The sequence below is a fragment of the Comamonas sp. Z3 genome, assembly GCF_008121565.1.
Taxonomy (GTDB): domain Bacteria; phylum Pseudomonadota; class Gammaproteobacteria; order Burkholderiales; family Burkholderiaceae_C; genus Comamonas; species Comamonas brasiliensis.
Genome location: NZ_VOQU01000004.1, coordinates 247,436 through 260,132 on the forward strand (window position 1 = coordinate 247,436; position 12,697 = coordinate 260,132).

The window sequence follows — 12,697 nt, forward strand, 5'->3', positions numbered from 1 at the left end:
CATGAGCAGCCCGGCTTCCGCCACCCACCCTCTTGCCGGCCATGCCGGTGCGCACGCGCACCCCGACATGGACGCCACCTACCGCAAGATCACCTGGCGCCTGATCCCCTTTCTGGTCTTTCTCTTTGTCCTGGCCTGGATAGACCGCGTCAACGTCGGCTTCGCCAAGCTGCAGATGCTGCAGGACCTGCAGTTCAGCGAGGCTGTCTACGGCCTGGGTGCCGGCATCTTCTTCATCGGCTACTTCCTGTTCGAAGTGCCCAGCAACCTGCTGCTGGAGAAGATCGGCGCACGCAAGACACTGGCGCGCATCACCATCCTCTGGGGCGTGGCGTCCATGGCCATGGCCTATGTGACCACGCCCACCATGTTCTATGTGCTGCGCTTCATCCTGGGCGTGGTCGAGGCGGGCTTCTTCCCCGGTGTGGTGCTGTATCTGACCTACTGGTTCCCGGCCCGCCACCGCGCCCGCATCAACGGCCTGTTCATGACCTCGTTCGCCATCGCCGGCGCCGTGGGCGGCCCGATCGCAGGCGCCATCATGAACGGCATGCAGGACGTGGGCCATCTGGCCAACTGGCAATGGCTGTTCATTCTTGAAGGCATTCCCTCGGTGATCGCCGGCTTCTTCGTGCTGGCCTGGCTGCCCGAGAAACCCGAGAACGCCAAGTGGCTGAGCGCAGCCGAGCAGCGCGCCGTCAGCGCCGCCGTGGCCGAGGAAAGCCAGCAAGGCCACAAGCAGCATTCCTTCGCCGATGCCTGCCGCAACTACCGCGTCTGGCTGTGCGCTGCCGTGTACTTCTGCATCGTCAGCGGCAACGCCACGATCGCCTTCTGGTCGCCGTCCATCATCAAGGAGATCGGCATCCAGAACAATCTGCAGATCGGTCTGATCTCGGCCATTCCGTTTCTCGCGGGCACGCTGGCCATGGTCTGGAACGGCATGCATTCGGACAAGACCGGCGAGCGCCGCATGCACAGCGCCATCGCCGCCTTGATCGCCGCAGCAGGCCTGATCCTGACCGGCATGTTCCTGCACAACGCCGTGCTGGCCCTGTGCGCGCTGACGCTGGCCTCCGTCGGCATCCTCGCCGCCTTCCCCGTGTTCTGGTCCATTCCCTCGGCCTTTCTGGCCGGCACGGCGGCCGCCGGCGGCATCGCCCTCATCAACTCCGTTGGCAACCTGGCCGGCTTTGTGGCGCCCTACATGATCGGCGCGCTCAAGACCAGCACCGGCTCGCTGTCCTCGGGGCTGTACTTCGTGGCCGCGCTGGAGTTCCTCGCCGCCTTCCTGGTCGTGCTCTTCGTCAAGAAGCAGTGACCTCCTGACGCTGCCTGCGCAGCGCCGCCATGCGGGGCCAAGGCCCCGCCTTCCCCTTTTTGAGCTTTCCGCCATGCAACTGCAATTCACCACCCCCGAAGGCCAGACCCTGGCCCCCATCTTCGACACCCTGATCGTCGCCGGCTGGGCCGGACGCGACCATGCGGCCATCGAGCACCACATCGAGGAGCTGGCCGCGCTCGGCATTCCGCGCCCCAGCGCCGTGCCGCTGTACTACCGCATCGCCAGCAACCAGCTGAGCCAGAGCAGCACGCTGCAAGTGCTCGGCCCGGACTCCTCGGGCGAGGCCGAGGTCTTCGTCTTCAGCCATGGCGGCGAGATGTTCGTGAGCCTGGCCTCGGACCACACCGACCGCAAGCTCGAAGCCTATAGCGTTGCCTTCTCCAAGCAGGCCTGCATCAAGCCCGTGGCCACTCAGGCCTGGCGCTTCGCCGATGTGGCCGGCCACTGGGACGAGCTGATCCTGCGCTCCTGGATCGTGGAGGACGGCCGCGAAGTGCTGTACCAGGAAGGCACGCTGGCCAGCCTGCGCACGCCCCAGGACCTGATCGCGCGCTACACCGGCGGCCAGAGCCAGTTGCCCGAAGGCAGTGGCATGACCTGCGGCACCATGGCCGCCATCGGCGGCATACGCCCTGCCACGCAGTTCGCCATGGAGCTGTACGACCCGCGCAGCCAGCGCAGCATCCGCCACCGCTACCGCAGTGAGCTGCTGGACATCGTCGCCTGAACACGGAGCTACCCATGACGTCAGTCTCTCCCCGCCTGGACCAGGTCTCCGAGCGCCTGGCCCAAGGCCAGACCAGCGCCGTGCAACTGGCCGAGCAGGCACTGGAGCGCGCCACGCAAGGCGAAGGCCCGCGCGTGTTCACCCGCGTGCTGCCCGAGCAGGCCCTGGCCGAAGCCCGCGCCAGCGATGCGCTGCGCGCGGCTGGCCTGGCACGCTCGCCCCTCGAAGGCCTGCCCATCTCGGTCAAGGATCTGTTCGACATCGCGGGCCACCCCACGCTGGGCGGCTCCAGGCTGCTGGCCGATGCCGCACCCGCCACGCAGACGGCCGAAGTCGTGCAGCGCCTGCGCCGCGCGGGCGCGGTCATCGTGGGCACGACCAATATGACCGAGTTCGCCTACTCGGGCCTGGGGCTGAATCCGCACTACGGCACGCCGCGCAATCCCTGGCAGCGGGAAAACGACGGCGGCCGCATTCCCGGCGGCTCGTCCTCGGGCGCGGCCATCTCGGTGACCGACGGCATGGCGCTGGCCGCCATCGGCTCGGACACCGGCGGCTCGGTGCGCATTCCCTCGGCGCTGTGCGGCCTGACCGGCTTCAAGCCCACGGCGCGCCGCGTGCCCATGCAGGGCGTGCTGCCGCTGTCTGCCAATCTGGACTCCATCGGACCGCTGGCGCCCAGCGTGCGCTGCTGCGCCGCGCTGGACGCGGTGCTGTCGGGCGAATCGCAGGGCGAACTGCGCGCGGCCTCGCTGCAGGGCCTGCGCCTGCTGACGCCCACGAATGTGGTGCTGGACGGCATGGACAGCGCCGTGGCCGCGGCCTGGCAGCGTGCGCTGTCGCTGCTGTACGCGGCCGGCGTGCAGATCACCGAGGCCGTGGTGCCGCCCTTCTCCGAGCTTGCGCAGATCAATGCCAAGGGCGGCTTCACCGCCGCCGAGGCCTGGGCCTGGCACCGCAGCCATATCGCCGGCGCCGGCCGCCTGGCCGAATACGATCCGCGCGTGGGCACGCGCATTCTGCGCGGCAAGGACATCAGCGCGGCCGACTATATCGAGCTGCTGGCGCGCCGCCAGCAGTGGATTGCCCGCGTCCAGGCGCAGATGGCCGATCACGACCTGATGCTCATGCCCACGGTGCCCGTGATCGCGCCCAAGATTGCCGAGCTTGAGGCCAGCGACGAAGCCTATTTCGCGGCCAACGGGCTGATGCTGCGCAATCCCACGCTGATCAACTTCCTCGACGGCTGCGCGGTGTCCCTGCCCTGCCACCGCCCGGGCGAAGCGCCCGTGGGCCTGAGCCTGGCCGGCACGGCCGCTCAGGACCAACGCCTGCTGTCGGTGGCACTGGCCGTCGAGGCCTTGCTCGCCCAAGCCTGATTGCCGAGTAAAAAATAGGAGCTGCTAACGCTTTACTGCAAACGATTTCAGACAGAAAACACTCTGAAATCTATATGCAACAGGCGGTAGCAGCTCCTTTTTTATTCAGTATGAGGCACACCCCCAGGCTCGGCAGGCATTGGTGCCAGCACCAGCTGTGCCTGCTCCTGCGCTTTAAGCGTCCCCTGCCAGACGGGCGCCCGGCAGCCGCGCCACGGCCTGGCCGTGGTTCAGCGCAAACGCCGTGGCCACCTCTTCGGCGGCGCGCACCACGGTTTCAGCCAGCGGGTTCTGGTGATCGTTGCGCCAGCAGGCCACCAGCGGCAGCGAGGGGAACTCGCGATCCACGCGCAGCAGGCGCAGGCGCTGCTCGGCCAGCTCACGCTGGATGATGGCCGGCGGCACGGCCGCCACGCCCAGGCCGTCGCAGACCACGCGGATCATGGTCGCCACCGAGGCAATGCAGTTCATGTGCGGCGAGGCGTTGCCTTCGGCGCTGAACAGCTGCTCGATCACCGCATACGGCTCGGAGCCGCGCGCAAAGCTCATGATGGGAAAAGCCGCCAGCTCGGCCAGGCTCAGGGTCTCGTCGCCTATGCCCAGCTTGGGGCTGCCCACCCAGGCCATGGCGAACTCGCCCAGCGACAGATTGGCAATGGCACCGCCGGACACGGGCTTGGCCTGCAGCGAGACATCGAGCTGGCCCTTGAGCAGTTGCTCCGACATATGGATGGTGGTGTCGCAGGCGATCTCCACCTGCAGGCGCGGATAGCGCTGCTGCAGCAGCGCGAGAAAGTCGGGGAACCAGCTGTGCACGATGGATTCGATGGCGCCGATGCGGATCACGCCCGCATAGGCCTGCTTGTCCAGCATGTCCTCGCGCATCTCGCGCATCAGCCTGAGCATGCGCTCGGCATGCACCAGGGCCTTGGCGCCGTCGGCCGTGAGCGTGACCTCGCGCACGCCGCGGTCGAACAGGCGCACGCCGAACTCCTGCTCCAGCGTGGCGATGCGACTGGAGACGGCAGCCTGTGTGGTGAACAGCCGCTCGGCCGTCATGCGGAAGTTGCGCAGCTCGGCCAGCAGCACAAAGGTTTCCAGAAACCGTAGATTCATGGGGCGATGTTAATCACCGCCCGCTGCCTTGCCCACTTTTCGGGTCATATCGATATAGCCCATTCGCAGAACGCTTGCGTGCACAATGCTCTGTGTCTGCGCAGACATCCTGCGCTGCGATCCACTGTCCCACCACCCCTTATTCGCGGAGGTCCGATGAGAGCTGACAACATTCTGCAAACGATTGGCGACACGCCCGTCATTCACATCAACCGTCTGTTCGGCAGCAATACCAACGTCTGGATCAAGTCCGAGCGCAGCAACCCAGGTGGCTCCATCAAGGATCGTATTGCGCTGTCCATGGTGGAAGACGCCGAGAGATCCGGCGCGCTCAAACCCGGTGGTGTCATCATCGAGCCCACCAGCGGCAACACCGGTGTGGGCCTGGCCCTGGTCGCGGCCGTCAAGGGCTACAAGCTGGTCCTGGTCATGCCCGAGAGCATGAGCATCGAGCGCCGCCGCCTGATGCTGGCCTATGGCGCATCCTTTGACCTGACTCCCAAGGAAAAAGGCATGAAGGGCGCCATCGCCCGCGCCCAGGAACTGGCCGCCCAGACGCCCGGAGCCTGGATTCCCCAGCAATTCGAGAACCCCGCCAACGTGGCCGTGCATGAGGCCACCACGGCCCAGGAAATCCTGCGCGACTTCCCCGACGGCCTCGACGCCTTCATCACCGGCGTGGGCACGGGCGGTCACCTGTCCGGCGTGGCCAAGGTGCTCAAGGCCAAGTTTCCCAACCTCAAGGTCTATGCGGTGGAGCCCGCGGCCTCGCCCGTGATCTCCGGCGGTCAGCCCGCGCCCCACCCCATCCAGGGTATTGGCGCCGGCTTTGTGCCCAAGAATCTGGACGTCAGCCTGCTCGACGGCGTGATCCAGGTGGAAGCCGAGCCCGCACGCGAATACGCGCGCCGCGCCGCTCGCGAGGAAGGCCTGCTGGTCGGCATCTCCTCGGGCGCCACGCTGGCCGCCATTGCCCAGAAGCTGCCAGAGCTGCCGCCCAGCGCCAGGGTGCTGGGCTTTGCTTACGACACGGGCGAGCGCTATCTGTCGGTGGAAGGCTTCCTGCCCAACGCCTGATCGCGCCGCGCGCTTTCCTGCCACGCCGCACAAGATGCGGCGTTTTTCATGCCCGCCGCACACCTCGCGCATAGCCCGAGTTCGCCGCGCGCTCATCGGCCCATGCCAATGGCCCATGGGACAAGCGGTCATCGAGTCCGCTTGACACCAAACCAGGGCACTCCCCTACCATGGGGACAAGATATGCCACAAGCATGACACGGGAGTATTTCCATCTTGTTCCGATTTTTTGAAAAACAGGTAGCCCCCTATCCCGGCCAGGAGCCCAAGGTTCCGCCCAAGGGATTCTTTGCCTTTGTCTGGGCCTGTACCCAGGGCATGCGCGGCTGGATTGGCCTGATGACCCTTACCTCGGCCCTGCTGGCCGCCTATGAAGCCGTACTGTTCGCCATCATGGGCCGCGTGGTGGACTGGCTGGGCACGGTCTCGCCCGCCAACTTCTGGGCCGAACAGCAGGCCACGGTGCAGGGCATTGCCGCCATCCTGCTCGGCAGCGTGGCGCTGCTGGCCCTGCACACCACCGTGATGCACCAGGTACTGGCCATCAACTTCCCCATGCGGCTGCGCTGGGTGTTCCACAAGCTGATGCTGGGCCAGAGCATGTCCTTCTATGCGGACGAGTTTGCCGGCCGCATCACCACCAAGATCATGCAGACCGCGCTGTCGGTGCGGGAAGTGGTGTTCATGGTGGTGGACGTGTTTGTGGGCGTGGGCGTCTACATGATCGGCATTCTGATCCTGGCCGCCAGCTTCGAGTGGCGGCTGATGATTCCGTTTGCGCTGTGGTTCGTCGCCTATGCCGCTGCCTGCTTCTATTTCGTGCCACGCCTGGGCCAGATCGGCAAGGAGCAGGCCGATGCGCGCTCCATGATGACGGGCCGCGTCACCGATGCCTATACCAATATCGCCACCGTCAAGCTGTTTGCCCACACGCGCCGCGAAGCCGAATATGCGCGCAATGCCATGGAGGCCTTCAAGGCCACGGGCTATGCGCAGATGCGTCTGGTCAGCCTGTTCGAAATCACCAACCACCTGATGATTGCCCTGCTGCTGCTGGGCAGCGGCGGCACGGCGCTCTATCTGTGGACGCAAGGTCAGGCCTCCGCCGGCGTGGTGGCGGCCGTGATTGCCATGGCGCTGCGGCTGATGGGTTACTCGCACTGGGTGATGTGGCAGATGACGGGCCTGTTCGAGAACGTGGGCACCATCCAGGACGGCATCACCACGCTGACCAAGCCGCGCACCATCGTCGATGCACCCGACGCCAAGCCGCTGCAGGTCACGCGAGGAGCGATTGCCTTCGAGGATGTGAGCTTTGGCTACAAGGCGGGCGGCAAAAAGGTGCTGGACCATCTGAACCTGCACATCCGCCCCGGCGAGCGCATCGGCCTGATCGGACGCTCGGGCGCTGGCAAGTCCACGCTGGTCAATCTGCTGCTGCGCTTTCACGAGCCGCAAAGCGGGCGCATCACCATCGACGGCCAGGACATCCGCGGCGTGACGCAGGACAGCCTGCGCAGCGCCATCGGCATGGTGACGCAGGACACCTCGCTGCTGCACCGCTCCATGCGCGACAACATCCTCTACGGTCGCCCCGATGCCAGCGAAGCCGACATGCACGCCGCTGCCGACAAGGCCGAGGCTTCGGACTTCATCGCCACGCTGACCGACCTCAAGGGCCGCAGCGGCTACGACGCCCAGGTCGGCGAGCGCGGCATCAAGCTCTCGGGCGGCCAGCGCCAGCGCGTGGCGATTGCACGCGTGATGCTCAAGGACGCGCCCATCTTGCTGCTCGACGAAGCCACCAGCGCGCTGGACAGCGAGGTGGAAGCCGCCATCCAGGAAAGCCTGGACTCGCTGATGGACGGCAAGACCGTGATCGCCATTGCCCACCGCCTGTCCACCATCGCGGCCATGGATCGCCTGATCGTGATGAACGAAGGCCATATCGTGGAGGAAGGCACGCACCAGCAACTGCTGCAGCACGGCGGCATCTACGCCAAGCTCTGGGCACACCAGAGCGGCGGCTTTCTGGCCGACCAGGACGAGGCCGTGCAATAGACCGGCCCAGCCGGCATGGCTTGCAGCGCTTGATATGCGGCGCATTCGGCTCTTTTCATAAGGGCACCGGCAATTCGAAGGGGCGCTTGGCTCCCCTTTTTTGACTGCGCTGCAGCAGCCATGCAATGGCCGGCACGACACCATGCTCTCGAGCCTGAGCCATCGCTGCAGGCGCTGCTGCGGATGGCCCTGCCCGCTGAAAGGCCGGCCGTTTATCGGCGGGATGTCTAATCCTGATCAATGGATTGCGCTGTTGCACCGACAGTCGCAGCGCTACAATCGACCGCATGTCGCGTGCCATCCAGAGACTTTCTCTGCGGAGCGCATTGCTGCTGCTGATCATGGCAGCGCAACTGCTGATTCCGCTGCTGCACGGCCACTTCGGGACTCCGAATCAATCCGGCCTGCACGTGCACGCGACACCCTCCAGAATTGCTGATTCTCATTTCCATCTGTTCACCGGACACGACTCTCGCAGCGACCACCCTGCCCCTCAGGCTCAAGCCGAGCCCTTTGAAGTGGATGTGCAGAACGCATTGCAACCGCTGGATCTGCTGGCGGCTCCGCTGCTGGCCATCATTGGCCTGGCTCTGCTGACTTGGGGTCTGCGTGCGTCGCGCATGCGTTGCATTGCCGCCAGACCCGTACCGCGCCCGAAACCCGTGCACAGGCTTTGGCCTTGGCGCGGTCGCATCATCCGGCCGTCTCCGGCCCAAGCTCCGCCTCAATTTTCCTGAGCTCCCAAGCCTTTCACAGGCTGGTCAGCATCCGTGCCTGCGCATGGATGCATGTCTTTTCCTTTTCCGGAGTCAGGAATGTACTTGTACCAATGGCTGTTGGCTGGCGCACTTGCGCTGCCAGTCACAGGCATGGCCGCCGAGGCCGTGCCCCTATCCCCCGAGCAGGCGCGTACCTTGGGCGTGCGCTTTCAATCCATCAAGAGTTCTGGCGAACTCAATGTTTCGGCCCATGCGCGTGTGCTGCTGAGACCCGATGCCCAGGTCGTGGTTGCAGCTCCCTATGCCGGCATGCTGCCGCGCGTGCTGGTCGCGGTGGGCCAGTCCGTGCGAGCCGGCCAGCCCGTGGCGACATTTGCCAGTCCACAGCTCTATGAAGCGCGTCGCGCAGTGGCGCAAGCCGAGTCGCAGTCACGGCTGGCGCAGCAGGCCCTGACGCGCGACCGGATGCTCCATGACGACGGCATCATCGCCGCCAGCCGCTGGCAGACAACCCAGGCGCACGCTGTCGAAGCGGCGGCCATGGCCCAGGCCAGACGCGCCGAACTGGCTGCCAGCGGCGTGAAGATGGATGGCAAGGAGGCACAGTTGCTGGCGCCGCGCGCGGGCATTGTGACCGAAGTCATGGTCCAGCCCGGCACGCGCGTCGAGGCTTCGGCAGCGCTGGTGCGAGTGGCTGACCCCAAGGCGCTGGAACTGGATCTGCTGCTCGGTCGCGAGGTTCCGCTGCCCGCTGTGGGCGACCGTGTGCAGGTTGCCACGCGCGCCGCCACAGGCCGTGTCGAGGGCATTGCGCCCGTGGGGGACGGCAGCGCGGGGATGCGCGTGCGCGTGGCGCTGAGCAACAACGGCGATCTGCGTCTGGGCGAGAGTGTCACGGCCATGCTGACGCTCAAGGAGTCTGGCACGGGCAAGGCGCAGGCCAATGCCGCAGACCGTCTGCGCATCCCGGCGGCGGCACTGGTGTACTGGCAAGGCCAGAGCGGTGTATTCATAGAAACAGGACAGAGCATGCGCTTCACGGCCTTGTCGGTGGAGACTCGGGACGAGGCGACTGCCGTGGTGCGCGGCAGGCTGCCGGCCGGGGCGCAGATTGCGGTGGCAGGCATCGCTGCACTCAAAAGCCTGCTGTCCGGAGGTGAGTAATGCTGGCCAAGCTGATCGATTTCTCGTTGCGCCAGCGCGCTCTGGTGCTGCTCGCTGCAGCGGCCCTGGCGCTCGCTGGCGCCTGGGCCTATGTGCAACTTCCCATTGATGCCTTTCCCGATATCTCGCCCACCCAAGTCAAGGTGATCCTCAAGGTGCCGGGCATGACGCCCGAGGAGGTAGAGCAGCGCGTCTCCACGCCCGTAGAGCAGGAACTGCTGGGCCTGCCGCACAAGACCATCGTGCGCTCGGTCTCCAAGTACGGCATCAGCGACGTGACCGTGGACTTCTCGGAAGGCACGGATGTGTACTGGGCACGCCAGCAGGTGTCCGAGCGCCTGGCCGGCCTGCAGCGTGATCTGCCCGCCACGGCCGAAGGGGGGCTGGCTCCCATCACCACGCCGCTGGGCGAGATGTTCATGTTCACCATTGACAGCGAGAGCCACTCGCTGGCCGAACGCCGCTATGTGCTCGATTGGGTGATACGACCGGCACTGCGCACTGTTGCGGGCGTTGCCGACGTGAATGCCCTGGGCGGCGTGGTGCGCGGCTACGAGGTGATTCCGGACGCGGCGCGGCTGCGCGCGCGCGGCGTGACGCTGGATCAGCTGCGTCAGGCGCTAGAGGCCAACAACCGCAACGACGGAGCAGGCCGGCTGGATCGTGGCGAGGAACATTGGGTGGTGCGCGTGGAGGGAGGGGTCCGCGGGCTCGACGATTTGCGTGCAGTGGTGGTCGTGCCGGCCAGCAATGCACAGGCGGCCGCCACGGTAGGTGATGTGGCCACTGTGCGCCTGGGCGAGGCCACGCGCAATGGGGCCGTGAGCCGCGACGGGCAGGGCGAGGCGGTACAGGGACTGGTGCTGGGCCTGCGCGGCGTGGATGCTCGCCGCCTGGTCGACGCCGTGCAGGCCAGACTCGACGAACTGGCGCCGCGCCTGCCCGAGGGAATGAGCACCCAGGTGTTCTACAACCGCGGCGAGCTGGTCTCGCGCGCCGCTGGCACCGTCATGCGCGCCTTGGTCGAAGCCAGTGTGCTGGTGGTCGTCATCCTCTATCTGTTTCTCGGTGGCCTGCGTGCTGCGCTGGTGGTGGCGGCTACGCTTCCGCTGTCCATGCTGAGCACATTCTTGCTCATGCACTATGTGGGCCTGACAGCCAATCTGATGAGCCTGGGTGGTCTGGCGATTGCCTTGGGCATGTTGGTGGACGCCTCGGTGGTGGTGGTGGAGAACATTGAGACCGCACTGGCTCAGCGGCAGGAAGGCGGATCTGCGGCAACAGCCGAGGACCGCTTCGCCTTGATTCGGGATGCAGTGTCGGCCGTGTCGGCTCCCATGCTGGCGGGCGTTTCCATCATCGCCATTGTTTTCCTGCCGCTGCTGTCGCTGCAAGGCCTGGAAGGCAAGCTGTTTGCGCCGGTTGCGCTGACCATCGTCCTGGCCCTGGGTGCTTCTGTACTCATTGCATTTACCGTCGTTCCGGCGCTGGCTTCATTGGTATTGCGCTCACATGCCGACGATGCGCCCTGGCTGATGCGAAGGCTGGCAGGCGGCTTTGCGCGGATGCAGGCCTGGAGCCTCGCGCACCGAAGCACGGTACTCGGTCTCGCGGTAGCGACGCTCGCCGGCGCGGCGGCCCTGTATCTGTCCGTGGGGAAGACCTTCATGCCGACCATGGACGAAGGCGATCTCATCGTGCAGTTGCAGAAAGCTCCGTCGATTTCGCTTCCCGCATCGCTGGATATGGATCAGCGCGTGCAGCAAGCGCTGCTCGAAGGCGTTCCGGAAATCCGCTCCATCGTGGCGCGCACGGGCTCGGACGATCTGGGGCTGGACCCCATGGGTCTCAACGAGACCGACACCTTTCTGGTGCTCAAGCCTCGCGCCGAATGGCGCGGCAGCAAGGAGGACATCGCCGATTCCATCCGCCGCGTGATGGAGGGTTTTCCAGGCCTGATCTACGGCTTCACACAACCCATCGAGATGCGCGTATCCGAGATGCTGACCGGTGCGCGCGGCGACGTGGCCATCAAGATCTTCGGCGCCGACCTGGCCAGGATAGACGCCGCCGCCCAGGCAATTGCTGCGCGCATGCGCAGCATCCCCGGCGCCTCCGAAGTGATTGCACCCAGCAACAGCGGCGTGCAATACCTGCAGGTCGTGCTCAATCGCGCAGCACTCGGTCAGTCCGGTTTCTCCGGTGATGCCCTGCAGGCCCAGCTACGTGCACTGGTAGAGGGCGAGCGTATCGGCATCGTGCCCGAAGGCATGGCGCGCACGCCGCTGCTGCTGCGTGGTCCAGCAGCGCTGCGGCAGTCACCGGAAGGCCTGACAAGCCTGCTGGTGACCGCACCCGACGGCACGGTCTGGCCAGTCACCTCTCTCGCGACACTCTCCCCTCAGGACGGTCCGGTACGTATCGACCATGAGGACGGAGCACGCTTTGCCGTGGTCCAGGTGAATGTCGAGGGGCGCGATCTCGCAGGCTTTGTACGCGAGGCCCAGGCCTTGGTGAATGCCGACCCCGACCTCAAGAATCTGCGCATTGTCTGGGGCGGCCAGTTCGAAAACCAGCAACGCGCGGCCGCACGTCTGGCCTTGGTCGTGCCTGTGGCGCTCTCGGCCATCTTCGTGTTACTGGTTCTCACCTTCCGTTCGACGCGACAAGCCTTGCTGGTCATCGCCAACATCCCGTTCGCGCTGGTGGGCGGCATGGCCGCTTTACGCCTTAGTGGCGAATATCTGTCGGTCCCCGCCTCCGTGGGCTTTATTGCACTGCTGGGCATTGCCGTGCTCAACGGCGTAGTTCTGGTTTCGCACTTCAACGCGCTGCTGTCATCGGGGATGGAACTGGCCCAGGCTGTACGCCAGGGCGTGCGTGACCGCCTGAGGCCGGTGCTGATGACGGCCTGCATCACGGCTTTGGGCATGGTCCCGCTGCTGCTGGCTACCGGTCCGGGCTCGGAAATCCAGCGCCCGCTGGCCGTGGTCGTGGCCGGGGGCCTGATCAGCTCCACGGCACTGACCCTGTTGCTGCTGCCCTTGCTGTTCGAACGCTTTGGCCTGGCACGCAGCGCCAAGGAGGTGCGCCCATGAATGCGGCAAAC

The 12,697-nt window shown here is 65.8% G+C and carries 9 protein-coding genes; 8 read left to right on the forward strand and 1 reads right to left on the reverse strand.

Features of this window, described 5'->3' with window-relative positions; genetic code table 11:
• The first annotated feature begins 1 nt into the window (after position 1).
• From FSY59_RS13280 to FSY59_RS13290, 3 genes are all read left to right on the forward strand, one after another.
• Positions 2-1,321: an MFS transporter gene (locus tag FSY59_RS13280; protein ID WP_050874070.1), complete on the forward strand. Its 1,320-nt coding sequence runs from the start codon at positions 2-4 to the stop codon at positions 1,319-1,321.
• Between the two features lie 73 nt (positions 1,322-1,394).
• Positions 1,395-2,072, forward strand: coding sequence for a DUF2848 domain-containing protein (locus tag FSY59_RS13285; protein ID WP_148729098.1), 678 nt, complete (start codon positions 1,395-1,397; stop codon positions 2,070-2,072).
• Positions 2,073-2,086: 14 nt separating this feature from the next.
• Positions 2,087-3,451 (forward strand): amidase, encoded by a 1,365-nt coding sequence (locus FSY59_RS13290; protein WP_148729099.1) that lies wholly within the window; start codon positions 2,087-2,089, stop codon positions 3,449-3,451.
• Between the two features lie 174 nt (positions 3,452-3,625).
• On the opposite strand, the gene FSY59_RS13295 is transcribed toward FSY59_RS13290, so the two are convergent.
• A complete protein-coding gene (locus FSY59_RS13295; protein WP_003051170.1) occupies positions 3,626-4,567 on the reverse strand; it encodes a LysR family transcriptional regulator in 942 nt (313 codons plus the stop codon).
• A gap of 156 nt (positions 4,568-4,723) precedes the next feature.
• Here FSY59_RS13295 and cysK point away from each other — a divergent pair, with 156 nt between their 5' ends.
• The 5 genes from cysK (at position 4,724) to FSY59_RS13320 (ending at position 12,686) form a co-directional block, all read left to right on the forward strand.
• Positions 4,724-5,644 carry a cysteine synthase A gene (cysK, locus tag FSY59_RS13300; protein WP_003051168.1) on the forward strand — a complete coding sequence of 307 codons (921 nt, stop codon included), beginning with the start codon at positions 4,724-4,726 and terminating at the stop codon, positions 5,642-5,644.
• Between the two features lie 216 nt (positions 5,645-5,860).
• Entirely contained in the window at positions 5,861-7,705 is a 1,845-nt protein-coding gene (locus FSY59_RS13305) for an ABC transporter ATP-binding protein (RefSeq protein ID WP_003051166.1), read from the forward strand.
• A gap of 341 nt (positions 7,706-8,046) precedes the next feature.
• The gene (locus FSY59_RS13310; RefSeq protein ID WP_255439423.1) at positions 8,047-8,442 is read left to right on the forward strand and encodes a hypothetical protein; all 396 of its coding nucleotides are present in this window, start codon (positions 8,047-8,049) and stop codon (positions 8,440-8,442) included.
• Between the two features lie 78 nt (positions 8,443-8,520).
• On the forward strand, positions 8,521-9,588 hold the full coding sequence (locus tag FSY59_RS13315) for an efflux RND transporter periplasmic adaptor subunit (RefSeq protein ID WP_148729101.1): 1,068 nt from the start codon (positions 8,521-8,523) through the stop codon (positions 9,586-9,588).
• Positions 9,588-12,686 carry an efflux RND transporter permease subunit gene (locus FSY59_RS13320; protein ID WP_148729102.1) on the forward strand — a complete coding sequence of 1,033 codons (3,099 nt, stop codon included), beginning with the start codon at positions 9,588-9,590 and terminating at the stop codon, positions 12,684-12,686. The genes FSY59_RS13315 and FSY59_RS13320 overlap by 1 nt, the downstream gene beginning before the upstream one ends.
• The last annotated feature ends 11 nt before the right edge of the window (positions 12,687-12,697 follow it).

Bases quoted from the DNA above. Each gene is read 5' to 3' on its own strand.
- FSY59_RS13295 (WP_003051170.1), bottom strand. From the start codon at position 4,567: ATGAATCTACGGTTTCTGGAAACCTTTGTGCTGCTGGCCGAGCTGCGC.
- FSY59_RS13310 (WP_255439423.1), top strand. From the start codon at position 8,047: ATGGCAGCGCAACTGCTGATTCCGCTGCTGCACGGCCACTTCGGGACT.
- FSY59_RS13290 (WP_148729099.1), top strand. From the start codon at position 2,087: ATGACGTCAGTCTCTCCCCGCCTGGACCAGGTCTCCGAGCGCCTGGCC.
- FSY59_RS13285 (WP_148729098.1), top strand. From the start codon at position 1,395: ATGCAACTGCAATTCACCACCCCCGAAGGCCAGACCCTGGCCCCCATC.
- cysK (WP_003051168.1), top strand. From the start codon at position 4,724: ATGAGAGCTGACAACATTCTGCAAACGATTGGCGACACGCCCGTCATT.
- FSY59_RS13320 (WP_148729102.1), top strand. From the start codon at position 9,588: ATGCTGGCCAAGCTGATCGATTTCTCGTTGCGCCAGCGCGCTCTGGTG.
- FSY59_RS13315 (WP_148729101.1), top strand. From the start codon at position 8,521: ATGTACTTGTACCAATGGCTGTTGGCTGGCGCACTTGCGCTGCCAGTC.
- FSY59_RS13280 (WP_050874070.1), top strand. From the start codon at position 2: ATGAGCAGCCCGGCTTCCGCCACCCACCCTCTTGCCGGCCATGCCGGT.